Genomic DNA, 25954 nt, shown 5'->3' with positions numbered 1-25954 from the left:
TAGAATTCTAAATTAGAGTTTTATGATTTAGCAATTTTTCAATAATTTCAACAGAAGAAATTCCTTCGGCTTCTGCATTAAAACTTGGAATTATTCTATGTCGTAAAACCGGAAGAAGTGCTCTTTTTACATCATCAATATCCGGAGTAAATCTTCCATCAAAAATTGAATAAGTTTTTGCCGCTAAAATTAAATACTGCGAAGCTCTTGGTCCTGCTCCCCAGCTAATTAAGTTTTTTAATTCTTTATTGTTTTCATTCGGTCTTGAACTTTTTACAATATTAACTGCGTATTGAATTACATTATCAGCAACTGGAACCCTTCTTACTAAATTTTGAAATGTTAAAATTTCTTCATTATCAATTTTTTTATTTAGAATTATTTCATTTCCGCTAGTTGTTTGTTTTATGATATTTACTTCTTCTTCAAAACTCGGATAATCAAGCCACAAATTAAACATAAATCTGTCTAATTGAGCTTCCGGCAAAGGATAAGTTCCTTCTTGTTCAATTGGATTTTGTGTTGCCAGAACAAAAAACGGATTTGGTAAAATATATTTGCGACCGGCAGCAGTTACATTATTTTCTTGCATTGCTTCCAATAATGCAGATTGAGTTTTGGGTGGTGTTCTATTAATTTCATCAGCTAAAATTATATTTGCAAAAATTGGTCCCTTAATAAATTTGAATTCTCTTTTTTTTGTTGATTGATCTTCTTCAAGAATTTCCGTTCCTGTAATATCGCTTGGCATTAAATCCGGAGTAAATTGTATTCTGCTGAATTGCAAATCCAAAACTTGTGAAATTGTTTTGATGAGAAGAGTTTTTGCTAAGCCGGGAACACCGACAAGTAAACAATGTCCTTTTGAAAAAAGTGAAGTTAATAGATTGTCAATTATTTCGTTTTGACCAATAATTACTTTTGCTACTTCTGATTTAATTTCTTTAACCGAAGTTTGAAGCTCTTGTACTAATTCAACATCATCTGAAATTATTTTTGTATTCAATATTAAATCCTAACTTCCAAGAAAACTTTTTCTTTAATTTCGTCAATCCATTCTTTATTTAATTTTTCCCTTTTTCTAAATTCCGTAATTTTTTTAATTTCATTATAATCTGTTTCTAAATTTGGTTTGTGTTCAGGAATTCTCTTAATTAATTTTATTATGTGAAATCCATACTCATTTCCGCTGATTTCTAATCTTTTTGGAAAACTAATTTCGCCTTCATGAAGTTTATATACTTGATCTAGCAAAGGTTTTTCAAGTTGGCCAGCTTCAAAAGTTCCAAGAACTCCGCCAAATTTTGCAGTTTCTTTATCGTTACTAAATTTCGCTGCATAGTAATCAAAAGTATTTTTATTACTTAAAATACTATCTCGTAAATCAGTAAGTTCTTCAATTGCTTTTATATCAGCAGCATCATCACTTTTAGGTTTGATTAGAATATGTCGTGCTCTTATCGATTCACCACGTTTTTCAATTAGTTCAATTATATGAAATCCAACCGGAGACTCAACAATATTTGAAAGTTCTCCTTCCTTTAATGCAAATGCAGCTGATTCAAACTCGGGATAAAATACGCCTCGTTTCACAAATCCTAAATCACCGCCGGCTTTTGCACTTCCGGGATCATCCGAATTTTTCTTTGCAAGTTCTTCAAAATTTGCACCCTTACTAATTGAATCTCTTAAAGCTTGTGCAAAATCTCTTGCTTTCTTTTTTAATTTATCTGATGATTTTGGATTGATAAAAATATGAGCAATTTCAAATTTTTCTGCAATTAATCCTAAAGAATCTTGATATGTTTCAAAAAATTCTTGAACTTCTCTGCGCGTAACATCAACTTGTGCAAATTTTTGACCTTTTAACATTTCTGCCATCAGATTCTTTTTTGTATCATCTTTCATTTCGCGTTTAATTTTTTCAACACTCATTCCATAAGCTTCTTCTAATCTTTCTTGCGAACCATACTGAGATGTATAATAAGCAATAACTTGTTCCAATTGTCTGTTTACATCTTCATCTGTAACTTCAATAGAATCTAAAAGTGCTTGAGCATAAAGAAGTTTATCTTCAATCATTTTGTTTAGAAGTATCTTTTTTAATTCCGGATTTTGCGGATCCATTTTTCTTTGCGCTGCATACATTGCCAGCTGAAATTCTAATTCGGAATTAAGAATAATTTCATCTCCAATTACCGCAGCAATTTTATCAACAACATCTTGAGCATTTAGATTTATGGTAACAAATAAAGCAATAACAATAGTAATTTTTTTCATCCGAATTCCTTAAAAAATTTTTACTTTTTTATCAATTTTTAAACTATCAAGGAAGTGAGAAATTAATTCTTTTTGGCTATTCAGAATATAACTTTCTCTAACTCTATCTTTTACATATTCAAACTGCGGGATAGTGCTTTGATCAATTTTATCAATCATTTGAACAATTACAAATTTATTTGGTTCCGTTTCAACAACAAGACTAATTTCATCTTGAAATAATTCCATTAAAATTCTTAAAAGTTTACTTGAATGAATTTGTGAAGAACGATAAGTTTTATTCTTGTAATCCTCAATCAAATCTTTTTTGTTTCTTATTTCTTCAGAAGCGATTTGCCAATTACTTTCGATTACACTATTTCTGAAATTTATTGCGCTTTCTTCATTCCTAAACGAAATTAGATTAAGAATAAATGCATCAGTTCCAAAAATAAAATCTTCTTTTTTGGAATTGTAATATTCCAATAAATCATCATCCGTAAATTTTATTGGGTGCGTTTCCAATATATTGTTTATTACAATTGCTGAAGCAAGTTCTTTTTCGGATTCTTTTAGAATTCTGTAATAATTTTCTTTTGTTACAAGTTTTTCTTCAAAAGCTAACTGATACAAAATTTCTGTTTCAATCCATTCTTTTATAAATTCTTCTTTGTATTTGTTCGAATTACTTTTACTTGCTAAAATATTAATTAACTCATCTTCTGTTAATTTACTTGTTCCAACTTGAGCAACAATTTTTTCATTTCTATCAATTTTTTCATCACAAGTAATGAATAAAAAAATAAAAAACGTAAAACTAATTTTTAAAAGCTTTTTGTAATTCATCGTAATATAAAACCGGTTTATATGTTGTTTTTAATCGTGATATATAGTCATTTTCAAGTTGTGCGCTTTCAATATCTTGATATGCGCTTGTTACTTCAGGTCTTGCTTCATCAAAAGTTTTATGTCTTGCCGGATCTTTTTTAACAAGCTGCAAAATACTTTTACCTTTTTCATCTCCAATAATATCTGTTAAATCTCCCGGATTTGATAAAGCAAATGCGGCTTGTGCATATTTATTTTGTGAAACTTCTTTTAATTCATTTTGATACGGTAAATTTTCTGATCTTCCTTTGGTTTTATTTTTAATCAAAAGAGAATCAAAATTTGCTCCATTTTGCAGCTCCTTTTTGTATACTTCCATAAGCGAATCTGATTTAGATAATAATTCCTTGAATTGGACTCTATCCGGCAAAGTATAATTATCTTTATTCTGTTCATAAAGATTTTTTATTGCTGTTGAATCCATTTTCATTTTATTCCAAACTTCATCTTCTTGTAATTTGAAGATAATAATTCCATGTTTATAATCTTGCATCAGACTGTTAAAGTTTTCGTCGTTTGCTAATCTTTTTGCAACTTGAATTTCAAAAATTTTATCTTCCTTAAAACCGTTTAAGAAATTAGGGATTGACTTTCCATCTAAAATAGCATTTGCATTTTTAGGATTTTGCAAAACATAATCCACAATTTTATCGAATTCAAAGGATTGATTATCAATTATTGTTACAACTTTATCGCCAAAATTCTGATGTAAATTTGAATTCCAATAATCCTCATTCACAATAGTTGAATCGCTGTTTGAAATAATTTCTTTTAAATTTGCATCGTTTGTAACAATTTCAATTTCTTTAGAAAATTGATTTAGCAATTTTTGATAATCATCTTTTCTTTTTGACTTTTCATAAATATTTCTAACATTTTGCTTTTCATCTTCAAAACTTGGGTATTCAGTTTTTCCAAGTGTTTTAATAATATGATAACCATATTGAGTTTCAACAATATCAGATACTTGATTTACTTCTTGGTTAAATGCAGTTTCGTCAAAAGGTTGAACCATTTGTCGTCTTTCAAAAAATCCTAAATCACCGCCATTTTCTTTTGAGCCGGGATCTTCAGAAAATTCTTTGGCCAATGTACCGAAATCTTCGCCTTTTTTAATTCTTTCCAAAATTCCTTTTGCTTTTTCCAAAGCAATTGTATTTAACGAATCATTATTGGTTTTTGATTTTGCAATTAATATATGACTTGCTCTAACTTGCGGGGTTCTTTTTTTTCTATCTGTAACTTTTATTACATGATATCCATATTGTGTTGCAAGCGGCTCTGGATTTACCGAATCAACTTGTGTTGAATATGCAATTTCTTCTAATGCCGGAAGAACAGAACCGGCAGTTATATAATAAATATCTCCGCTATTTTTTTTTGAAAATTGATCATCAGAATTTGCATTAACTTCATCTTCAAATTTTGCACCTTTTCTCAATCTGCCAATAATTTCATAAGCTTTTGCTTTAGCTTCTTCATCTGTAATTTTATCTTTTCTAATCAAAATATGACTAACTCTAATTTCATCTCTTCTTCTATCATATAATTCTTTAATTCCTTTATCAACTAATTCTTTTTCCAAATAATATGAAACGCCAATATTTTTTTTATAAGTATCTAATTCCTCTAAAATAGCCGGATCATTTTCTAATCCACGAACTTTTGCATCACGCAGTTTCATGTTAAAGTTTACAAATAATTCAAGGAATTTATTGTATTCATCAATTGAGTCTTGCTTAGCAGCTTCAATTCCACCAACATTTTTTGCATAAGCTTTTTCAAATTCATCCATTTTAATTTCGTAATCGCCATATTCTGCAACAACAATTTCAGAATGTTTTGGCGAGCATGAAACAAGAAATACCAAAATTGTGCTAAGTGAAATAAGAATCAGTTTTTTAAACATTAAAAATCCTCCGAAAAAGTTTTTATTTAATCTTAAATTTTAGTTATAGTAAAATATAAATGCAAGGTAACAAAAGTTCCGTGTTGCATTTAGTTTTTCTTATTTTGTAAACCAAGGGTGTTACGTTCCCAAAAAACGCCGTTTTTATAACCTTGAATTTCTAAATTTTGTTCTGCCAATTCTAGTCTCTTTAAAGCCAAAGACGCAAATTTTTTATCTATTTCAATTCCGCAAAATTTTCTAGATAATTTTTTTGCAACAACAACAGTTGTTCCGGAACCAAGAAACGGATCAAAAATTAAATCATCTTTTTTACTACTTGCCAAAATAATTTTCGCAAGTAATTTCTCTGGCTTCTGTGTTGGGTGTTCTGTATTCTCCGGCATTGACCAAAACGGAATTGTAATATCTGTCCAAATATTTGCTGGATGCGTCAATCTAAAATTACCATTTTCATGATTTTCCCAATCTTTCGGTTTTCCATTTTCTTTATATGGAGCAATTACTTTTCTTTTCAGTTTTACATTTTCAACATTAAAATTATATTCATTTGAAAAAGTACAGAACCAAATATCTTCAGATGAATTTTTCCAATTTTGCTTTGCACCTCTTCCTTTTTCGCGTTCCCAGGTAATTCTATTTTTCACTTTGAAATATTTATTAAGAACTAAATGTATTGATGTTGATGAAAGCCAATCCCCGCATACATAAATTGAACTTGACGGCTTTAAAGCATGAATTAATTTTTGAATTAAATTATCTAGCCAATTTGTGTAATCATCAATTGAGAGTTTATTGAATTTATTTGAATTAAATGTTTTGCTCAAATTGTAAGGTGGATCAATAAAAAGTAAATCGATAAATTTTTCCGGCAAAAATTCTGCAACATCAAAAAAATCTTGATTGATAATTTTATTTTCTAAAAGATCAGCAGAAATTTTTGAATTTATTTTTAGTAATTTTTCAGATAATACTTTTTCTTGTTCATCTGAAATTCTCAAAGTTCTATTTTTATCAGAAAACTTTTTTTTATCCATTAAAATTTATTTTACTTCTGTTCCAGTTTTAACATTTTCACTTACTTCAATTACATTTAATTTTCCGTCGTTATCTTCAACAGCTAAAATCATTCCTTCAGAAACTTCACCAAAAAGTTTTGTTGGTTTAAGATTATTTACAATTACAACTTTTTTATTTATCAAATCATTGGGTGAATAACTTTGTGCAATTCCAGCAATTATTTGTTTTTTCACTTCACCAACTTCAACTTGTAGTTTTAATAATTTGTTACTTTTGTTTACATTTTCTGCAGTGACAATCTTTGCAATTTTTAATTTTGTTTTAAGAAAATCATCATAACTAATTTCTAAATCCTTTTTAACCTCAACAGTATTGGGCAATTTATCAATTTGTTTCTGAATTTCTTCATCTTCAATTTTGTTAAATAATATTTCCGATGAATTTAATTTGTGCCCAAATTGTAAATTATTTTTACCGCAATTCATCCAATCTGTTGGTTTTGCATTCAACATTGTAAATATTTTTTCGGATGAAAATGGAATTACTGGAAAGAAAATTTCTGCTAAAGTATAAATTGCTTGAAGGCAAATATTTATTGTTGTTCCGCATTCATCTCTATTAGTTTTTACTTTTTTCCACGGTTCTGAATCATTAAAATATTTATTCGCATTTCTTGCTAAGTTCATCATTTCAAGAACTGCATCTTTTGCTTTATAATTTTCAAGAAGTTCGGAAATTTTATTCGGATAAGATTCTATAAAATCCAACATATTTTTATCAAGCTCGGATAATACTTTTCTTTCCGGAACTGAATTTTCAAAATGTTTACTAACAAAGATGAAAGTTCTGTTAATAAAATTTCCTAAAATATCAGCAAGTTCATTATTGTTTTTTGCTTGAAATTCTTTCCAATAAAAATCGGTGTCTTTATTTTCCGGTAAATTACTTGCCAAAGTATATCGCAAAGGATCAGCCGGAAACAAATTTAAAAATTCATCAACATCAATTCCCCAACCGCGAGATTTGGAAAATTTCTTTCCTTCAAAATTTAGAAATTCATTTGCTGGAACATTTTGAGGTAAAATATATTTTGATTCATTATTATCATTCCATGCTTTTAACATTGCAGGAAAAATTATTGTATGAAAAACAACATTATCTTTTCCGATAAACGCAACATATTTTGTTTCCTTTCCTTGCCAAAATTCTTTCCAAAGATTTGGATAATTTTTTTCTTCGCCCAATTTTTTTGTTGCGGATATATAACCTAAAACTGCTTCGAACCAAACGTATATTACTTTTCCTTCTGAATTTTTAAGTGGAACTTTTATTCCCCAATCTAAATCTCTTGTTACGGCTCTATCTTTTAATCCGTCTTTAAACCAGCTTTTACAATATTGAAGAACATTTTCTTTCCAGACATATTTCTGATTCATTTCTTCAATATATTTTTCCAAAAAATCTTGATAATTTCCAAGCGGAAAATACCAATGTGAAGTTTCTTTAAGTTCAGGAGTATCTCCGCTGATTTTACTTTTTGGATTTAATAATTCGTGTGGTTCATAAAGTGATCCGCAACTTTCACATTCATCTGATCTTGCTTCTAAAAATCCGCAGCGTGGACAAGTTCCTTCAACATATCTATCCGGTAAAAACATTTTTGCTTTATTATCATAAAACTGCATTGATTTTTTTTCGATCAACAAATTATTATCATGGAAATCTTTGAAAAATTCTTTTCCGGTTTCATGATGAATTGGCAAACTTGTACGTGAATATATATCGAAACTCATTCCAAATTTTTCGAATGCAGATTTGTTCAATTCATGATATCTATCAATTATTACTTGAGGTTTAACTTTTTCTTTATCGGCAGAAATGGTGATTGGAACTCCATGTTCATCAGATCCGCAAATGTAAATAATATCATCGCCCTTTAGTCTTTTATATCGAACATAAATATCTGCCGGCAAATAAGCACCGCTTAAATGTCCTAAATGAATTGGGCCATTTGCATAAGGTAACGCAGAAGAAACTAAAATTTTTTCTTTACTCAAAATTGCCTCAAGATTTGAAAAATGAATGCTAAATATACATAAAATTTGGTTTTTGAAGCGGGTTAAAATTTCTTATAAATTTGCATGCGATATTTATAGGAGGAAAATTTTTAAAATTTCCCCCATAAAATTTTGATTAGTTTTGAATTCCTTTATACATATCTTCAATTAAATCTTTGTATCGTTCTTCAATAACTTTTCTTTTCAATTTTAGAGACGGAGTCATTTCACCACTTTCAATTGTAAATGGAGTACTTAATAATGTGAACTTTCTAATTTTCTCATAACTCGCAAGTTGTTTTTGGAATTGCATAAAATCTTTTTCCATCATTTCTTCAATTTGTTTCAATTTTATCAAATCCTCATTTGTTTTATATGGAATTCTGTGTGCATCTGCATATTCTCTTAATGCTTCAAAATCCGGAACAACTAATGCACTTATGAACATTCGTTTATCACCAATAATTATAAATTGATCAATATATTTGCTTCCTAAGAAAAGATTTTCAATTGGAGTTGGTGCAACATATTTTCCACCAGAAGTTTTAAACAAACTTTTCTTTCGATCTGTTATAATCAAAAATCCTTCTGCATCAAAAACTCCAATATCTCCGGTATGAAGCCAGCCGTCTATTATCATTTCTTGGGTTTCTCTTTTCTTCTTAAAATATCCTTGCATAATATTTGGTCCATAAGCTAAAATTTCTCCGTCTTTTGCAATTTTAACTTCTACACCGGGAATTGGTTTTCCAACACTTCCAAATTTATAATCATTTTCTCTGTTCACAGTTATTACGGGAGATGATTCTGTTAATCCATAACCTTCCAAAACCAAAATTCCAACTGCTTCAAAAAAAACTCCTAGTTCTCTTGCCAACGCTGCACCGCCAGAAATAAAAAACCGTAAATTTCCTCCGGTTACATGTTTCAATTTAGCAAAAACTAATTTTTCAGCTAGTTTATGTTTTATATTTAGAGTAAAAGGAACTGATTTTCCATTTCGTTTAAGTTCTCTAAATTCTTGTCCTATTGCAACTCCCCATTCAAATATTTTTTGTTTTTTCTGTGGTTGTTTTTCTAAATTCTTTTTTATTTTACTGTAAATTCTTTCAAACAACCTTGGAACTGCAGTCATAACAGTGGGTTTTATCTCTCCCATATTTTGCGCAACTTTTTCAATTCCTTCTGCAAATGCAACTGTTGATCCACACGAACATGCAAGATAGAAACCAGCCATTCTTTCGAATATATGACTTAGTGGCAAAAATGATAAAAATGTATCTTCATCAGAAACATGAATTACTTCACAAGCACTTTTTACATTTGATAAAATATTTTTATTTGTAAGCATCACGCCTTTAGGTTCACCAGTTGTTCCGGAAGTATAAATTATTGTGCATAAATCATTTTCATTAGTCAATTCAATACAATTTGCAAAATGGGAAGGATTTTCTCTCTTAAAAATTCTACCTTTTTCGAGTGTTTGATTAAATGTGTAAACTCCGTTTTCGCCTTCAGTATCTTCGTTACTTATTACAACTATAAAATTTAAGTTTTTACATTTTGACTTAACCTTTAAAACTTTATTTAATTGAAATTTTGTAGAAACGATAACACCAACTGATTCAGAATTATTAATAATATATTCAATTGTATCCGAAGTGGAATTAGGATATATGGGAACATCAATTGCACCCAAACCAAGAATCGCAAAATCAGAGTAATACCATTCGGGTCTATTTTCAGAAATAATTGCAACTTTATCACTACGTTTAATTCCAAACGAAGCTAAACCAAGTGCAAGGTTTTCTGTAATATCTCTCACTTCTTGATAATTTACATCTACATATTTTCCATCAATTTTGTGTTTAATGTAAGTTTTATTAACTCCGTATGTTTTTGTTACTTCATCAAACATTTCTGGAATTGTTTTGAAATTCTTAATGGGCGGCATCGTTTCTCCAAAGAAAATTTCAATAAAAATAGCTTAGAAAGTAGTAAAATGCAAATAGAGATTTTTGAATTAAAATTGCAAATTTCTTTTAAACCTTAATAAATATTTTCTTTGCATAAAGTATCCACATTAAACCAAGCCAAATTAAAACATAAACTATTGCCCAAAGAAGCGAAGCATTTATAGGTTCTAACCAAGAAAGAAAATAATTATTGAATAAATATTCACTTATCGAAATTTTTTCTCCGGTATTTTCTGTAATTTTTATTAAATATAAAATTCTTCCAATAATTCCGGAAAGAAAAAAAACTGTTATTGCATTCATTCCATAAACTTGAAATGGTTTTATCCACCAAGTAATTTTTTTTACATCAATAACATAAAAACAAATTGCTAAAAAATTTAGTGCTAATCCGCCGGTGAAAAGAACATAAGAGCTTGTCCAGATACTTTTATTCATTGGGAACCATCCGTTCCAAACATACCCCAAAAACATTAAAATACTTGATGAAAGAAATAAACCGTTTGTGATTTTCGGTTTATCTGAATTGTTTTGCAGCCAATAACCGGTTAAAACACCAATTAAACTTGTGGATATTGCTGGGATTGTACTTAAAATTCCTTCTGGATCCCAAGTTTTTGTAACGGACCACATGTGTCCGGATAGAATTTGAGAATCAAACCAAGCAGCTAAATTTGTACCTATTTCATAATTTGCTGGACCAAAACCCGGAACGGGAATGAATGTCATTAGGATCCAATAAATAACTAAGAAAAAAACCGTGAAAAATATTTGAGTATTTATTTTTGTCTTAAGAAAAATAATTGAAGTTACTAAATAAACCGCTGCAATTCTTTGTAATACACCAGGAATTCTAATTTTCGTAAAATCAAAATTCGGAAATCCACTTAATATCATTCCCAATAAAAAAAGTATAGCACTTCGTCTTAAAATATTAAGAATAAGTTTTGTTTGATTATCTCCGCTTTCCTTTCTTTTTGATAAAGAAAATGTAATTGCAACGCCCACAATAAATAAGAAAAACGGAAAAACTAAATCTGTTGGTGTACAACCATGCCAAACAGCGTGTCTTAAAGGAGGATAAATAAATTCCCATGTACCTGGATTGTTTACCAAAATCATTCCAGCAATTGTAATTCCTCTAAAAACATCAAGCGATACTAATCTTTCTTGCTTATTCATAATTTTATTCGGTCATTTTTGTTTTTATTTATTCAAAAAATACAAATAAATATTATGATCTTGCGCACGATAATTTGCTTATATAACTTTTTATCTATTTCTTTATGCTTTAATTTTTACACATTTATTTAAGTTGGTATTAATGAAAATTATCAGAAAATTATACGATTGGGTTTTACATTGGGCAGAAACTCCACATGGGTCAATAGCATTATTTATTTTGGCATTTGCAGAATCATCTTTTTTCCCAATTCCACCAGACGCATTATTAATTGCACTTGCATTGGGTGCAAAAACAAAATCATTTAGATTTGCAATGATTTGTACAGTTGGTTCTGTTTTAGGAGCTTTATTAGGTTATGGAATTGGACATTTTGCTTGGTGGAATGGAAATGAATTTTCAGCGCTTGCAAATTTCTTCTTTGAAAAAATTCCAGGGTTTAACCATGAAATTTTCTACAAAGTTAAATCACTATATGATGAATGGAATTTCTGGATAGTTTTTACTGCCGGATTTACACCAATTCCTTATAAAGTTTTTACAGTTACCGGGGGTGCTTTAAACGTTAATATTTTTCTTTTCGTAATTGCATCAATAATTAGCCGAGCAGGAAGATTTTTCCTAGTAGCTTTTTTGATTTGGAAATTTGGTCCGCAAATAAAAGGATTTATTGATAAATATTTTAACTGGTTAGCTATCGGATTTACAGTTTTGCTAATCGGTGGTTTTGTAGGAATTAAATATTTATTTTAATAGAGCTAAAGAGAAATTCTCCTTAGCTCAAAATTATTTTTTATATAATACTTTTTGCTTGATTCACAACATTTTCAACAGTAAAACCATATTTTTCAAAAATAATATTTTGCGGTGCAGAAGCTCCATATTTATTATCAATTGCGATAGTTTTTCCATCTAAGCCTACATATTTTTCCCAACCTTGACTAATTCCAGCTTCAATTGAAATTCTTGCACGAACAGATTTAGGGAAAACTGATTCTTTATAATCTTCAGATTGTTTTTCAAAAATTTCCCAACTCGGAAAACTAACAACTCTAACTTTAATATTTTCTTTTTCTAATACTTCGGCAGATTTTAGTGCTAAATCAACTTCTGAGCCACTTGCAATTAAAATTAAATTTGGTGTTCCTTCAGAATCTTTTAAAACGTAAGCACCTTTTTGAAGACCTTCATCTGAGCCGAATTTTATTCTATCAACAATTTTTAAATTTTGACGAGTTAATGCAAGTGCTACCGGACTTCCATTATGTTCAATTGCAAATTTCCAAGCTTGAGAAGTTTCATTAGCATCACAAGGACGAATTAAAATTAAACCCGGAATTGATCTTAAAGAAGCAATTTGTTCAATCGGTTGATGAGTTGGTCCGTCTTCACCAACTCCAATGCTATCATGTGTAAAAACGTAAATTGGTTTAATTTTAGAAATTGCAGCTATTCTAATTGATGGTCTTAAATAATCTGCAAAAACCAAAAATGTTCCGCCATATGGAATCAATCCGCCGTAAGTTGCAATACCATTCATAATTCCAGCCATTGCATGCTCACGAACTCCATATCTTATATATCTTCCATCTGGAGATTTTGTACTAAAATCTGCATATCCTTTAAGATCTGTATTATTTGATGGTGTTAAATCTGCAGAACCTCCCAAAAGTGAAGGAATTTCTGAAACAATCGAATTTAATACTTTTCCGGAAGCTGAACGAGTTGCCATCGATTCACCATAATTTTCAAATTTTGGTAATTTTTTCTTCCAAGAATTTCCCAAATTTCCTTTAATCATTTCAGATAACAATTTGGCTTCTTTAGGAAATTTCTCTTTATAATTTTTGAATAATTGATTCCATTTTTCTTCTTCAGATTTTCCTTTTTCTTTTAATGTTGAGAATTGTTTTTTTACATCATCCGGAACAAAAAACTTTTTCGTTTCATCAAATCCCAAATTTTTCTTAGTAAGTATTAATTCATTTTCACCAAGCGGAGATCCATGAACTTCAGAAGTATTATGTTTATTTGGGCTTCCGTATCCAATTATACTTTTAACTATAATTATTGAAGGTTTTTCTGTTTCTTTTTGTGCTATTTTTACAGCTTGTTCAATATCCTTTAAATTTTTAATATCATTAACTTTTTGAACATGCCAATTATAACTTTCAAATCGTTTTGCTACATCATCAGAATATGATAAACTAGTTGGTCCGTCAATTGAAATTCCATTATCATCATAAAAAACAATCAACTTTCCTAATTTATTATGTCCGGAAAAAGATGCAGCTTCATGAGAAATTCCTTCCATCAAATCGCCGTCACCAACTTCAACATAAATAAAATGATCTATAAGCTTATGTCCTTTTTTATTAAATCTGCTTGCTAAATGTTTTTGTGCAACTGCCATTCCAACGGCATTAGTTAAGCCTTGTCCTAAAGGACCAGTTGTAGTTTCTACACCGGGAGTTAAGCCAAATTCCGGATGACCTGGAGTAATACTTTCCCATTGTCTAAAATTTTTGACATCATCAATTGAAATTTTGTATCCGCTTAAATGTAGAATACTGTATAACAAAGTACTGCCATGTCCGCCAGATAAAATAAAACGATCTCTATTCATCCACTTCGGATTTGCGGGATTGTGTTTCATAATTTTCGAATAAAGCAAATATGCAACTGGAGCAAATCCCATCGGCATTCCTGGGTGACCTGAATTTGCTTTTTGTACTGCATCGGCAGCTAATAATCTTATGGTATTAATGCATTTCTCTTGAATTTGATTTGATTTTTCAGCCATTTCAATTCTCTTAAAAATTATTGATTAAATTTATTAAACTTTTGAACCGTTCAAAATTACTGAATTTTCATTAATAAAATTTGGATTTTTTTTAAAAATTCGAAAAGTTTTTAAATAAATTTTAGGATAGTAAAGTTTTTTACTATCCTAAAAATTGTTTAGCTTTTTGGACCAATCATATTTTCTGGTCGGACAAATTGTTTAAATTGTTCAGCTGTTAAAAGTCCTAAAGCTATTGCGGCTTCCTCTAAAGTTGTATTTTCGGCATGTGCTTTTTTCGCAATTTTTGCTGCGTTATCATAACCAACATGAGGATTTAATGCAGTAACAAGCATTAAAGAGTTTGTTAAATGCTTTTGAATGTTAATTTTACTTGCCTCAATTCCAACAACACAATGATCTGTAAAACTTTCGCATGCATCGGCAAGAAGACGAATTGATTGAAGTAAATTATAAATAATTACTGGTTTAAAAACGTTGAGTTCAAAATTTCCGCTTGAGCCGCCGATATTTATTGTTGTATCATTTCCCATAACTTGTGCGCAAACCATTGTCATCGCTTCGGATTGCGTTGGGTTTACTTTTCCGGGCATAATAGAGCTTCCTGGTTCATTTTCGGGTAAAAGTAATTCACCAATTCCACATCTTGGACCGGAACCTAACCAACGAATATCATTCGCAATTTTCATTAATGATGCAGCTAAAGTTTTTAACACTCCGCTAGCTTCAACAATTGCATCATGAGCAGCAAGTGCTTCAAACTTATTTGGAGCCGATGTAAATTTATTCCCGGAAATTTCTGAAATTTTTTGAGCTGATAATTCTGCAAATTTTATATGAGTATTTAACCCTGTTCCAACCGCAGTTCCACCAAGAGCTAATTCAGATAATCTAGGTAAACATCCATTAATTCTATCTAAACCGTAATTTAACTGTTGTACATAACCGGAAAATTCTTGTCCCAATGTAAGCGGAACTGCGTCCATTAAGTGTGTTCTGCCGATTTTGATTATTTCAGAAAATTCTTCAGATTTTAATTTTAATGCATCACGAAGTTTTGTAACCATAGGAATTAATCTTCTATTAATTTCTTCAACTGCGGCAATGTGCATTGCGGTAGGGAAAGTATCATTTGAAGATTGAGCTTTGTTAACATCATCATTTGGATGAATTGGTTTTTTGCTTCCAATAATTCCGCCAGATAATTCAATTGCCCGGTTTGAAATAACTTCATTTGCATTCATATTAGTTTGTGTTCCGCTTCCGGTTTGCCAAACAACTAACGGAAAATGATCATCAAGTTTTCCATCAATTACTTCTTGAGCAGCTTGAGAAATTAGATTTGCTTTTTCTTCGCTTAACATTCCTAATTCATTATTTACGAGTGCTGCTGCTTTTTTAAGAATTCCAAGAGCACGTATCATTTCTCTTGGGAATCTATCTCCACCAATTTTAAAATTCATTAGTGATCTTGCAGTTTGCGCTCCATAATATTTATCAACTGGAACTTGAACTTCACCCATAGTATCTGTTTCAATTCTAAAATTCATTATACCCTCTTTTTATTTAATTATTTTTTCTTGTTACTCTATTTGCACCAATAAATCTTTTTGAATAATAATCTTCATTAAGTGATGAGATAATTACACCGTTTGATGTACTCGCATGCGCAAATAAGTCATCATTTAAATAAATTCCTACATGACCTGGAAAATATTTTTTTGAAGTATCAAAATAAACTAAATCGCCAAATTTTAATAATGATTTGTCGTTAAATATATCATTGATTTTGTATTGATCTCTTGCTGTCCGAGGAAGTTCAATATTCATGGTATTAAAATAAACAGTCTTAGTAAATCCAGAACAATCAAAACCAGATTGCGATTCTCCACCGCGTCTGTAAGGTGTGTTTAGGAATTTTACAATTTCATCCAAAAATTTTTCTTTTTTATTATTTGATGAAACAATTGTGTATAAATTTTCAATTAAAGATTTTACTTCTGTTTTTTCTGTCGTTACAGAAATATTTGGAATTTCCTCTTCTTCAATTTCTTGGTTTACTCTAGGCAGATCCGAAGGTTTATTTATTTTAATAACTTTGGGTGAGTTTTTTTGAATATAGTTTGAGGAAGAACAAGAAGTAATTAATACTGCAATTATTATAATTAGAAATTGTTTTAATTTTTCTAAAATTTTTTGCATTATTTAATTATCCAAGATAGGCTCTCAAATTTTTGCTTCTTGATGTATGCCTTAATCTTCTAATAGCTTTTTCTTTAATTTGTCTTACACGTTCTCTTGTAAGATTAAATTGTTCGCCAATTTCTTCAAGAGTTAAAGAATGTTCACCATCAAATCCAAAATATAAACGTATAACTTCAGATTCTCGTTCAGTTAATGTAGAAAGCGCTCTTTCAATTTCACTTTTTAACGAATCTGACATTAGCGAATTATCGGGCAAAGGATTTTCATCACTTTCTAAAACATCAAGTAAACTATTTTCTTCACCTTGAGTGAACGGTGCATCCATTGAAATATGTCGATTTGACATTTTCAAAGTTTCCGAAACTTCTTCTAAATCCATTTCCAATTCATTTGCAATTTCTGCTGCTGTTGGTTCACGCTCATACTCTTGCTCAAGACTATTATAAGCTTTTCCAATTTTATTTAATGCACCAACTCTATTTAACGGAAGTCTCACAATTCTTGATTGTTCTGCTAAAGCTTGAAGAATTGATTGACGAATCCACCATACCGCATAAGAGATAAATTTAAATCCTCTTGTTTCATCAAATCTTTTTGCGGCTTTTATTAATCCCAAATTACCTTCATTAATCAAATCGCCAAGAGACAATCCTTGATTTTGATATTGTTTAGCAACGCTAACAACAAATCTCAAATTAGCTTTTACTAATTTTTCTAATGCAACTTGATCTCCATGTTTAATACGGATTGAATAATCAATTTCTTGTTCTGCGTTAAGTAATTCTACTTTGCCAATTTCTTGCAAATATTTATCGAGTGAATGACTATCACGATTTGTAAATTGTTTAGAGATCTTCAAAAGATTCTCCTATTTAAATTCTGAATTTATTGAATCAACAATTCCAACAATTGATGCATCTACCGGAGTTGTTTTATCATGTAATGGAATAATTGCTTCACTTGAAGTTGCATAAAAAATAATTTCTCCAGGACCAGCGCCAATAGTATCAACAGCAATTAACGGATCGCCAAGTTTTTCCATCGATGAATTTATTGGTTGAACTAGCTGCATTTTATAACTCTTCAAAGTTTCATATTTTTTTGTTGCCCAAATTGTACCAATTACTTTTCCTAATAACATACTTTATTCTTTTACAGAGACATCAAGTTTATCAACAATTGCCATTATAACTGCATCTACCGGTTTATCTTTTGTTTGAGCAGTTGCTCTTGCAGAGCTTCCTGAAGCATATAAAACCGTTTCACCAACTCCCGCTCCAACAGAATCAACCGCAACAACAAAATTATTTTTTGGTTTATTTTCTAAGTCGAGTTCTTTAACAATTAGAAACTTTGACCCAACTAATTTTTCATCTTTTCGAGTTGACCAAACCGTACCAATAACTTTACCTAATACCACAATCTTTTCCTATAATTTTATGAATATTTGATTCTAATATTAACTTCTTTATTTTAATTTTTCAAGGTTGATAAATGATTCCAAAAAATATATTATTTAATTTAAAAAACTTTCTCCGAGAAAATTATTTTCAATTTTATAAAAATCTGCAATTGTTTTGGCAACATCAGAAAATGAATTTCTTATACCTAAATTTTTAGATTTTTTATCCTTTGCATAATATAATAATGGAACATATTCGCGACTATGATCTGTACTTATAGTTGTAGGATCATTTCCATGATCAGCAGTAATTATTAATCGATCAGATGAATCAAGCTGATTAATTATTTCCGGTAAGAATTTATCAAATTCTATCAAAGCCTTATGAAATCCTTCTGGATCATTTCTATGTCCATAATAAACATCAAAATCAACTAAGTTTACAAATATTAAACTATTCATTTCAGATTTCAAATTTTCAATTATTTTCTGCATTCCCTCAGAATTTGATTTTGATTTTACTTGTTTTTTTATTCCGCAATAATTGAAAAGATCGTTAACTTTTCCGATAGCAACAGTGTTAATATTATTTTTAACTAACAGATCCATAATTGTATCGGAAGGCGGATTTAAGGAAAAATCTTTTCTATTGGTTGTTCTTGTAAAGTTTCCAACTTCACCCATAAAAGGTCTTGCAATTATTCTGCCCACTGAATGTTCATTTATACAAATTTTGTTACGAGTAATTTTACAAATTTCATATAATTTTTCTAAAGGAATTATTTCTTCATGTGCTGCAATTTGAAATACTGAATCTGCAGAAGTGTAAACAATCGGGAATCCGGTTTGTAAATGTTCTTTACCAAATTCATCAATAATTTCAGTACCAGACGCGGGTTTGTTTCCTAAATAACCTTTTAAATTATTTTCTAAAAGAAATTTTTCAATTATTGATTGCGGAAATCCATTTGGATAAGTTGGAAAATCAAAATCTAAATGCAATCCACCAATTTCCCAATGCCCGGTTGTAGAATCTTTACCGGTTGAAACTTCATTCATTTTACCATATGAAGCTTGAGGATTTTCAATGGAATTATAATTTAGAATAAATTCAATATTTGCCAAACCAAATTTTTGCAGATTCGGAAGTTTTAATCCGCCGACAAATTTAGAAATGTTTCCAAGTGTATTGCTTCCCTTATCACCAAACTTTTCAGCATCTGGTAATTCTCCAATTCCAACTCCATCTAAAATTACCAATAAAAAATTATTCAATTCTGTTCCGATCAGTTTATACTTTTTACGGTATTGCCGCCTTTTTGAATTGCTTTGTTTAATGCAAGTTCAGCATTTTTTAAAACTTCTTCCACTTCAGTTTTTTTATGAGCCGCAGCAACTCCAATTGAAACTGTAAATGTTGTTTGTTTTGATACTACAGATATTGGCTTTCGCGCAATTTTGATTCGTAATTTTTCTGCCCAAAGAAATACATCTTTTGTTGATGCATTAAAGAAAAATACGCCGAATAATTTTTCGCCTAATCTTCCAACTAAATTTAAGGGACTAATTTCAGATCTTATTGCTTCATTTATTGAAGCTAAAACTTTTGGGAATGGATCGGTTTCAAATAGTGAGCGCTCTTCTAAAAATTCATCAATTTGAATTAATGCTAATGAACTTGGCGCATCAAATTCTCTCGCTTTAATTAAATCAGCTTCAACATGCTGTAGAAATGAATTATAAGTCATTGCTCTAGTTTCAACATCAACACTCAATAGATTTTTCAAAATTGTATGAGTAGAATAAGTATAAACAAAAAATGAAAATATCTTTACTGCGTTGCGCATAAATTTGATATCTGAATTTGAGTAGATTTTTTTCTTTAAACTTTCAAAACATAAAACACCAAAATTTTGATTATCATAAACTAAAGGCAACGCTAAAAAAGATCCGCCTAAACCAACATCTTCATTTTTTACAAATCTTATAAATTGATTAGCAGCCGTATCCTCAATATTTACTGGCATTCCACTTAATACAGCTTTCCCGACTAATGTTCCTTCAAGTTCAATTTCTAAATTTTCGCCAATATATTTTAATGAAGTTTTATTATCAACTTTTGTTACTAAAAATTTTTGTTTGGTCGGTTCAAAATAAACAAAACTGAAAGCATCATAATGAAGTAAATTTTTTATGGTTGTATCTATCGTTTCAATTATGTCTTTATCATTGTCAAATTTCTTTTCAGTTTTAAGAATACTTAAAAGAGTTTCCAATCTATTTTCTGCGGTTGAGCCGGAAAACTTTTCATCAAACAATGAAATTATAATTGCAATTATTCTAACAAATCTGCCAAGCGAATAAACGGTTTCAATCCCAAATGCATCGGGAGCTTTTGAATCAACAACTAAAACACCGGTTAAAGTTTTTGCAAAAAATAGCGGCACACCAACAAGACTTTTTATTCCTTGAGGATTATCATAATATCTAATTACATCCATTTCTGCATTCGGAGAAATTTCAGTAAGATGAACAGGTTCTTCATTGTGAACTATTTTACTTATTATATCATCTTCCAAAGGAAAATTCTTCTTAGTAATTGCTTCCGGTGAATTACTAAAATATTTCTGAAGTGTTAATTCTTGCCTTGTTTCATTAAACCAAAAGAAGATTACCGTATTTGCTAAATATGCATCTTTTATTACATTTAGTATTTTTTCAAGTACAAATAAAAATTGTTCATCGCTATTTATATCTGCTGGAAGTTCTTCTGTAATAATTTTACCAAATTGCTCTTTTAACTCATCCGAGCTGACCAAATGTTTTAATCCGGAATTAAGAACGGGTTTATAATTATGTTCTGTGATAATTGAATTTGAAGATTTTTTTGTAATGATTTTTACATCTTCGCCAAGATCTGCATCGTAAGAAGGGTTTGAAAATTTTTCGTCATTTTCATCTTCGTTAATGGGATAGTTATCATCTTCAGAAAGAATATCTCTCATTCTAACCGAATCACGAAGAAAAATTATAAATGCAACATAAATAACTAAAATCCCAGCAGAAATAGATTTTATAATAATATCTTCAGAAATTATTGGAATAATTGCTAAAAGCGGAATTATTGAAAAAATTAATATTCTTTTCTTATTTCTTGAACTAAACATTGTTATAAAATTTAGTTGAGAGGCTTAAATAATTTAATTTTTTTATTCAATAATAATAATAAAAGTTTTTATAAATAGCATTAAAGGAATAATTTAGATAATCTTATTTCAACTTCTTTCTTACCTATATTTTTTAATGATGAATATAAAAAGAGATTGTCTTCCAAATTTAATTCCGGGAAAACTTCTTTTATCATTTTTATGGATTTGGCTTTTTCTGATTGATTTAATTTATCAACTTTTGATAACAGAATTACATATGGAATTTCGCTTTCAATCAATAAGTTATTTAACAAAATATCCAAATCCGTTGGTTTATGTCTGCTATCAATTAAATGAAATGCTAATGAAATATTTTTACTTTTAGTCAAATATTCATTTATTAATTTCTGCCATTTTACTTTTTCTGCAATAGAAATTTTTGCATAACCATATCCGGGTAAATCAACAAAATAAAATTTGTTTTCCGTTAAATAATAATTTACTGATCTTGTTTTTCCGGGAGTGGAGCTTGTTTTTGCAACATTTTTTTGCTTTGATAAAGAATTAATAAACGTAGATTTACCAACATTTGAACGACCGCAGAGAACTACTTCAGCAATAGGTTCACTTGGTAAATTTTTAATTTCGAAAACTGATTTTGTGAATTTTATATCAAGCATAAATAAAAAGAGCAGCTTTTAGCTGCTCAATTAAAAATTAAATTTGGAATTGTTTATTTGGCTTTTCCGCCAATTAATTCATCTTGTAATTTCTTTAATTCATCCCATTTTCCATCAGCAGCTAACTGAGATTGTGCTGGCCATGTTTCTGGATCATGAGACTTGAATTTACTTCCAGCTTCATAAAGAATTTCTCTCAATTTTACAACTTCAGTTTCAGCAAGTTGAGCAAATGTAGTAATTCCGGCATCCACAAGTAATTCAGAAATTTTAGGTCCAATTCCTTCTATTTTTGTTAAATCATCAGCACCAATTGTTTTTTCTGTAACTTTTTCTTCAACAACTTCTGCGGTTGCTTCTTCTACATTTTGAGGAATTGGTTTAGTTTCAACTTTTGTTTTTTCTTTTGCTTCTGTTTTCTTTTTGGGAGTTTTTGTTTTGTTTGAATTAATATCATTGTAATCAACTAATTCAATTATTGCCATTTCAGCGGCATCGCCAAGTCTGTTTCCTAATTTCACAATTCGAGTATATCCGCCTGGTCTATCCCCAATTTTTTTTGCAACTTCGGTAAATAATTCTTTTATGATATCTTTATCATTAATATCGCGAGCAACAAGTCTTCTTGCATGAACAGTATCTTCTTTTGCTTTGGTAACCATTGGTTCAAAAAACAATCTCAACTGCTTGGCTTTTGCAACGGTTGTTGTAATTTTTTTGTGCTTTATTAAAGCAATTGCCAAAGCACGCAGTGTTGCAGTTCTATGGGAAGCCGTTCTTCCTAATTTTCTACCTTTAACTCTATGTCTCATTATTTCAACCTTTTACAGAAATTAATTATTATCAGATTTATCATTAATGTATTTGTCAACATCCATTCCAAATTCTAAATTATATTGATCAACAATTTCCATCAACTCAGCAAGAGACTTTCTTCCAAAGTTTCTGAATTTTAACATTTCACTTTCATCTTTTCGAACCAAATCACCCATAGTTTTAATATTGGCAGCTTTTAAGCAATTATGTGATCTAACACTTAATTCCAAATCATCAACATTTGTTATAAGAATTTTTCTAATTCTTTCAAATTCCAAATCTTTTTCATTATCAACTTTATCTTCTTCTTGTTCAACATCAAAATTGATAAACATATTAATATGATCTCTTAGAATAACGCCAGCGCCAGACATTGCTTCTTCTGGTGTAATTGAACCGTCTGTCATAACTTCTAAAACTAACTTTTCATATTCATTGCTTTCGCCAATTCTTACGTTCTCAATTTCATATTTAACATTTTCAATAGGTGAAAATATTGAATCGATTGGAATTATTCCGATTGTTTGATCCGGAATAGTTTGTTTTGCTGCTGGCACATAACCTTTTCCAAATCCAAAACGAATTTCCATTGTTAATTTTGCACCGTCACTCAAGGTTGCAATATGTTCTTCTGGATTTAGAATTTCAATATCTGGACAGCTTTTCAATAAATCGCCAGCTTTAAATTCACACGGTCCGGATAAAGATATGTCAAGTTTATTAGTTTGCTTATTAATTACTGTTATTCTAACTCGCTTTAAGTTTAGAATAATTTCTGCTACATCTTCAACAACGCCCGGAATAGTTGTAAACTCATGCAAAACACCATCAACTTTTATTGCTGTAATTGCAGCACCAGTTAAAGAAGATAGTAAAACTCTTCTGAAAGCCGTGCCTAAAGTTACACCAAAACCTCTTTCTAAAGGTTGGATAGTGAATTTGCCATATTTCTGATTTGATGAAGCTTCATCTAAAATAACACCATCTGGCATTTTAATAAAGGGATAACTCATTTAATATCCTCTAATTTGAATTTCTTATTTAATTACAATTATTTTGAGTATAACTCAACTATTAATTGCTCGTTTACATTTACTGGAATTTCGCTTCTTTCTGGAAGTTTGAGTAATTTTCCAGAGAGATTAGCTTTTTCAATTTCAATCCACTCATATGGATTTGTTTTTCTTATTCTTAACGCATTATGAAAAACATCCATTTTTTTACTCTGTTCTTTTACACTTATTACATCGCCAACTTTTAATATGTATGATGGAATATTTACAAGTTTTCCATTTACATTAAAGTGTCTGTGAAGAACCAATTGGCGGGCTTGAGCTCTTGAAGTAGCAAATCCCAAACGAAATACAGTATTATCAAGTCTTCTTTCCAATAATTGTAGAAGATTTTCACCAGTAATGCCACGCATTCTTTCTGCTTTTTTGAACAAGTTTCTAAACTGTCTTTCAAAAAGCCCGTACATAATTTTTAATTTTTGTTTTTCTTTTAACTGTAAACCATAATCTGAAACTCTTTTTCTTCCAGCACCATGTTGACCTGGACCATATGGTTTATTGCCTAAAATTTTATCAAATTTGGGGTTACCAAAAATATTTTCTCCAAACTTTCTAACCAATTTTGCTTTAGGGCCGGTATATCTTGCCATCTATATTATTTCCTTTTAATTATACTCTTCTACGTTTTGGTGGTCTACATCCATTGTGCGGAATAGGTGTTATATCTTTAATTGACATTATATGCAAACCAGCAGTATTTAATGCTCTAATTGCTGCATCTCTACCGGAACCTGGACCTTTTATAAAAACATCTACTCTTTTTAAACCTAGATCATGAGCTTCTTTTGCTGCAACTTCAGAAGTTACTTGAGCTGCAAAAGGAGTATTTTTTCTCGATCCTTTAAATCCATTTTTACCAGCCGATGACCAAGAAATGGTATTTCCATAAACATCAGTAATTGTTACAATAACATTGTTAAATGATGCTTTTATATGCGCAACTCCTACAGCATCAACGTGAATTTTCTTTTTAGATTTTCTTGTAACTTTAGCCAAGATAAAACTCCTTAAAAATTTAATTTATATTACTTGAGACCTGGTTTCTTTTTACCCGCAACGGTTCTTTTCTTACCTTTTCTAGTTCTAGAATTGGTTTTTGTTCTTTGTCCTCTTACCGGTAAACCTTTTCTGTGCCTAATTCCACGATAGGTCCCAATATCCATAAGTCTTTTAATATTCTGCTGAACTTCACTTCTTAAAGCACCTTCAACTTTTAAATCAGCTGTCATAATTGCTCTAATTTTGGCAACTTCTTCTTCAGTTAATTCAGCAATTCTCTTATGTGGGTCTACTTTCGCTTTTTCTAAAATTTGCATAGAAGTATGACGACCAATCCCGTAAATATAAGTCAACCCTATAAAAGTTTTTTTCTGTTTTGGTAAATCAATTCCTGCGATTCGAGCCAAACTATTTATCTCCTAAATTTGGTTTAACCTTGACGTTGTTTATGTTTTGGATTCTTGCAGATTACTCTTACTGATCCGTTTCTTTTAATAATTTTACAATTATCGCACATTTTCTTTACAGATGCTCGAACTTTCATTATAGCTCCGTTATTTATACCTATATGTTATTCTGCCCTTGTTCAAATCATATGGTGATAATTCAATTGCAACTTTATCACCAACTAATATTTTTATAAAATGCATTCTCATTTTACCGGAAATATGTGCTAATATTTCATGACCATTTTCTAATTTCACTTTGAAATGAGCATTTGGCAATGTTTCTGTAATTATTCCATCTACTTTTATTGAATCTTGTTTTGCCATTAACACACTGATAATATTTCTGGAAATCCATTTATAATTGCAATAGTATGCTCAAAGTGAGCAGATGCTTTACCATCTTTTGTTACAACTGTCCAACCATCTGATTTAACTCTTACATCAAAGTTACCAACATTTATCATTGGCTCAATTGCAAAAGTCATTCCGCTTTTTATTTTTGCACCACTATTAGCTTTTCCAAAATTTGGAATTTGCGGATCTTCATGCAAATATTTTCCAACACCATGTCCACAAAGATCTCTAACAACTGAAAATCCATTTTTCACTACATACTCTTGAATTGCCGAAGAAATATCACCAACTCTATTATTTTCTCTTGCTTGTTCAATTCCAACGTATAGAGATTTTTCAGTAATTTCAAGCAAAGATTTATTTTCATCTGAAACTTTGCCTATTGCAACTGATAAAGCTGCATCTCCAAAATATCCATTTTTCTGAACACCAACATCAATTGAAAGTATATCACCTTCACTTAAAACTCTATTACTTGGTATTCCGTGAACTACTTCTTCATTAAGTGAAGAACAAATTGTTCCGGGAAAATCTATTGATCCAGCTTGTGAATATCCTTTAAATGCCGGAATCGCATCATTACTTAAAATATAATCTTCCGCAATTTTATCTAATTCTAAAGTTGTTATACCAACTTTAGAATAACTTTTTACTAATTGTAATGTTTCAGCAACTAATCTTGAACTTTCTCTTATTAAATCTATTTCTTTTTTACTTTTAATTAAAATCACA

General features: G+C 30.0%; 26 protein-coding genes. 1 reads left to right on the top strand and 25 read right to left on the bottom strand.

The window, feature by feature from the left end:
- Positions 1-7: 7 nt before the first annotated feature.
- From IPM32_10300 to IPM32_10265, 8 genes are all read right to left on the bottom strand, one after another.
- Positions 8-1006 (bottom strand): MoxR family ATPase, encoded by a 999-nt coding sequence (locus IPM32_10300; protein ID MBK8945643.1) that lies wholly within the window; start codon positions 1004-1006, stop codon positions 8-10.
- Positions 1007-1008: 2 nt separating this feature from the next.
- Positions 1009-2280, bottom strand: coding sequence for a peptidylprolyl isomerase (locus IPM32_10295; GenBank protein ID MBK8945642.1), 1272 nt, complete (start codon positions 2278-2280; stop codon positions 1009-1011).
- A 9-nt stretch (positions 2281-2289) separates the two neighbouring features.
- Positions 2290-3105 (bottom strand): hypothetical protein, encoded by an 816-nt coding sequence (locus IPM32_10290; protein ID MBK8945641.1) that lies wholly within the window; start codon positions 3103-3105, stop codon positions 2290-2292.
- Positions 3077-5056, bottom strand: a complete 1980-nt coding sequence (locus IPM32_10285) for a peptidylprolyl isomerase (protein MBK8945640.1) — start codon at positions 5054-5056, stop codon at positions 3077-3079. The genes IPM32_10290 and IPM32_10285 overlap by 29 nt, the downstream gene beginning before the upstream one ends.
- An 89-nt stretch (positions 5057-5145) precedes the next feature.
- On the bottom strand, positions 5146-6093 hold the full coding sequence (locus IPM32_10280) for a DNA adenine methylase (GenBank protein ID MBK8945639.1): 948 nt from the start codon (positions 6091-6093) through the stop codon (positions 5146-5148).
- 6 nt (positions 6094-6099) lie between these two features.
- Positions 6100-8133 carry a methionine--tRNA ligase gene (gene metG / locus IPM32_10275; GenBank protein ID MBK8945638.1) on the bottom strand — a complete coding sequence of 678 codons (2034 nt, stop codon included), beginning with the start codon at positions 8131-8133 and terminating at the stop codon, positions 6100-6102.
- Between the two features lie 136 nt (positions 8134-8269).
- A complete protein-coding gene (locus tag IPM32_10270; protein ID MBK8945637.1) occupies positions 8270-10087 on the bottom strand; it encodes a long-chain fatty acid--CoA ligase in 1818 nt (605 codons plus the stop codon).
- A gap of 88 nt (positions 10088-10175) precedes the next feature.
- Positions 10176-11291 (bottom strand): DUF5009 domain-containing protein, encoded by a 1116-nt coding sequence (locus IPM32_10265; protein ID MBK8945636.1) that lies wholly within the window; start codon positions 11289-11291, stop codon positions 10176-10178.
- A 142-nt stretch (positions 11292-11433) separates the two neighbouring features.
- On the opposite strand from IPM32_10265, the gene IPM32_10260 reads away from it, so the two are divergent.
- On the top strand, positions 11434-12045 hold the full coding sequence (locus IPM32_10260) for a DedA family protein (protein MBK8945635.1): 612 nt from the start codon (positions 11434-11436) through the stop codon (positions 12043-12045).
- A 40-nt stretch (positions 12046-12085) separates the two neighbouring features.
- On the opposite strand, the gene tkt is transcribed toward IPM32_10260, so the two are convergent.
- The 17 genes from tkt to map all read right to left on the bottom strand — a co-directional run bounded on the left by tkt (position 12086) and on the right by map (position 25953).
- On the bottom strand, positions 12086-14095 hold the full coding sequence (gene tkt / locus IPM32_10255) for a transketolase (protein ID MBK8945634.1): 2010 nt from the start codon (positions 14093-14095) through the stop codon (positions 12086-12088).
- 158 nt (positions 14096-14253) lie between these two features.
- Positions 14254-15645, bottom strand: coding sequence for a class II fumarate hydratase (gene fumC / locus IPM32_10250; protein MBK8945633.1), 1392 nt, complete (start codon positions 15643-15645; stop codon positions 14254-14256).
- A 16-nt stretch (positions 15646-15661) separates the two neighbouring features.
- Positions 15662-16297: a C40 family peptidase gene (locus tag IPM32_10245; protein ID MBK8945632.1), complete on the bottom strand. Its 636-nt coding sequence runs from the start codon at positions 16295-16297 to the stop codon at positions 15662-15664.
- Positions 16298-16304: 7 nt separating this feature from the next.
- Positions 16305-17159 carry an RNA polymerase sigma factor RpoD/SigA gene (locus tag IPM32_10240; protein ID MBK8945631.1) on the bottom strand — a complete coding sequence of 285 codons (855 nt, stop codon included), beginning with the start codon at positions 17157-17159 and terminating at the stop codon, positions 16305-16307.
- A gap of 9 nt (positions 17160-17168) precedes the next feature.
- On the bottom strand, positions 17169-17441 hold the full coding sequence (locus IPM32_10235; protein ID MBK8945630.1) for a EutN/CcmL family microcompartment protein: 273 nt from the start codon (positions 17439-17441) through the stop codon (positions 17169-17171).
- Between the two features lie 3 nt (positions 17442-17444).
- The gene (locus IPM32_10230) at positions 17445-17720 is read right to left on the bottom strand and encodes a EutN/CcmL family microcompartment protein (GenBank protein MBK8945629.1); all 276 of its coding nucleotides are present in this window, start codon (positions 17718-17720) and stop codon (positions 17445-17447) included.
- A 96-nt stretch (positions 17721-17816) separates the two neighbouring features.
- The gene (locus IPM32_10225; protein ID MBK8945628.1) at positions 17817-18977 is read right to left on the bottom strand and encodes a phosphopentomutase; all 1161 of its coding nucleotides are present in this window, start codon (positions 18975-18977) and stop codon (positions 17817-17819) included.
- 11 nt (positions 18978-18988) lie between these two features.
- The gene (locus tag IPM32_10220; GenBank protein ID MBK8945627.1) at positions 18989-20869 is read right to left on the bottom strand and encodes a GAF domain-containing protein; all 1881 of its coding nucleotides are present in this window, start codon (positions 20867-20869) and stop codon (positions 18989-18991) included.
- Positions 20870-20949: 80 nt separating this feature from the next.
- Positions 20950-21531, bottom strand: coding sequence for a YihA family ribosome biogenesis GTP-binding protein (locus tag IPM32_10215; GenBank protein MBK8945626.1), 582 nt, complete (start codon positions 21529-21531; stop codon positions 20950-20952).
- 53 nt (positions 21532-21584) lie between these two features.
- Positions 21585-22343, bottom strand: coding sequence for a 50S ribosomal protein L17 (gene rplQ / locus IPM32_10210; protein ID MBK8945625.1), 759 nt, complete (start codon positions 22341-22343; stop codon positions 21585-21587).
- Positions 22344-22364: 21 nt separating this feature from the next.
- The gene (locus tag IPM32_10205; protein MBK8945624.1) at positions 22365-23360 is read right to left on the bottom strand and encodes a DNA-directed RNA polymerase subunit alpha; all 996 of its coding nucleotides are present in this window, start codon (positions 23358-23360) and stop codon (positions 22365-22367) included.
- Between the two features lie 38 nt (positions 23361-23398).
- Complete coding sequence (rpsD, locus tag IPM32_10200; GenBank protein ID MBK8945623.1) at positions 23399-24010, bottom strand: 30S ribosomal protein S4; 612 nt, start codon at positions 24008-24010, stop codon at positions 23399-23401.
- A gap of 19 nt (positions 24011-24029) precedes the next feature.
- Positions 24030-24416 (bottom strand): 30S ribosomal protein S11, encoded by a 387-nt coding sequence (rpsK, locus tag IPM32_10195; GenBank protein ID MBK8945622.1) that lies wholly within the window; start codon positions 24414-24416, stop codon positions 24030-24032.
- Positions 24417-24445: 29 nt separating this feature from the next.
- On the bottom strand, positions 24446-24826 hold the full coding sequence (gene rpsM / locus IPM32_10190) for a 30S ribosomal protein S13 (protein ID MBK8945621.1): 381 nt from the start codon (positions 24824-24826) through the stop codon (positions 24446-24448).
- 23 nt (positions 24827-24849) lie between these two features.
- Positions 24850-24963 (bottom strand): 50S ribosomal protein L36, encoded by a 114-nt coding sequence (gene rpmJ / locus IPM32_10185; protein MBK8945620.1) that lies wholly within the window; start codon positions 24961-24963, stop codon positions 24850-24852.
- A 10-nt stretch (positions 24964-24973) separates the two neighbouring features.
- A complete protein-coding gene (infA, locus tag IPM32_10180; GenBank protein MBK8945619.1) occupies positions 24974-25192 on the bottom strand; it encodes a translation initiation factor IF-1 in 219 nt (72 codons plus the stop codon).
- The gene (gene map, locus IPM32_10175) at positions 25192-25953 is read right to left on the bottom strand and encodes a type I methionyl aminopeptidase (protein MBK8945618.1); all 762 of its coding nucleotides are present in this window, start codon (positions 25951-25953) and stop codon (positions 25192-25194) included. The genes infA and map overlap by 1 nt, the downstream gene beginning before the upstream one ends.
- Position 25954: the final 1 nt, after the last annotated feature.

It is taken from the genome of Ignavibacteriota bacterium (assembly GCA_016716225.1).
Lineage (GTDB): Bacteria > Bacteroidota > Ignavibacteria > Ignavibacteriales > Melioribacteraceae.
This window is presented reverse-complemented; position numbering and strand designations above follow the sequence as displayed.

Bases quoted from the DNA above. Each gene is read 5' to 3' on its own strand.
- IPM32_10280 (MBK8945639.1), bottom strand. From the start codon at position 6,093: ATGGATAAAAAAAAGTTTTCTGATAAAAATAGAACTTTGAGAATTTCA.
- rpsD (MBK8945623.1), bottom strand. From the start codon at position 24,010: ATGGCAAGATATACCGGCCCTAAAGCAAAATTGGTTAGAAAGTTTGGA.
- IPM32_10285 (MBK8945640.1), bottom strand. From the start codon at position 5,056: ATGTTTAAAAAACTGATTCTTATTTCACTTAGCACAATTTTGGTATTT.
- IPM32_10295 (MBK8945642.1), bottom strand. From the start codon at position 2,280: ATGAAAAAAATTACTATTGTTATTGCTTTATTTGTTACCATAAATCTA.
- IPM32_10215 (MBK8945626.1), bottom strand. From the start codon at position 21,531: ATGCTTGATATAAAATTCACAAAATCAGTTTTCGAAATTAAAAATTTA.
- fumC (MBK8945633.1), bottom strand. From the start codon at position 15,645: ATGAATTTTAGAATTGAAACAGATACTATGGGTGAAGTTCAAGTTCCA.
- rpmJ (MBK8945620.1), bottom strand. From the start codon at position 24,963: ATGAAAGTTCGAGCATCTGTAAAGAAAATGTGCGATAATTGTAAAATT.
- IPM32_10245 (MBK8945632.1), bottom strand. From the start codon at position 16,297: ATGCAAAAAATTTTAGAAAAATTAAAACAATTTCTAATTATAATAATT.
- infA (MBK8945619.1), bottom strand. From the start codon at position 25,192: ATGGCAAAACAAGATTCAATAAAAGTAGATGGAATAATTACAGAAACA.
- IPM32_10290 (MBK8945641.1), bottom strand. From the start codon at position 3,105: ATGAATTACAAAAAGCTTTTAAAAATTAGTTTTACGTTTTTTATTTTT.
- tkt (MBK8945634.1), bottom strand. From the start codon at position 14,095: ATGGCTGAAAAATCAAATCAAATTCAAGAGAAATGCATTAATACCATA.
- rplQ (MBK8945625.1), bottom strand. From the start codon at position 22,343: ATGAGACATAGAGTTAAAGGTAGAAAATTAGGAAGAACGGCTTCCCAT.
- IPM32_10270 (MBK8945637.1), bottom strand. From the start codon at position 10,087: ATGCCGCCCATTAAGAATTTCAAAACAATTCCAGAAATGTTTGATGAA.
- IPM32_10205 (MBK8945624.1), bottom strand. From the start codon at position 23,360: ATGAGTTATCCCTTTATTAAAATGCCAGATGGTGTTATTTTAGATGAA.
- IPM32_10220 (MBK8945627.1), bottom strand. From the start codon at position 20,869: ATGTTTAGTTCAAGAAATAAGAAAAGAATATTAATTTTTTCAATAATT.
- IPM32_10260 (MBK8945635.1), top strand. From the start codon at position 11,434: ATGAAAATTATCAGAAAATTATACGATTGGGTTTTACATTGGGCAGAA.
- IPM32_10235 (MBK8945630.1), bottom strand. From the start codon at position 17,441: ATGTTATTAGGAAAAGTAATTGGTACAATTTGGGCAACAAAAAAATAT.
- IPM32_10265 (MBK8945636.1), bottom strand. From the start codon at position 11,291: ATGAATAAGCAAGAAAGATTAGTATCGCTTGATGTTTTTAGAGGAATT.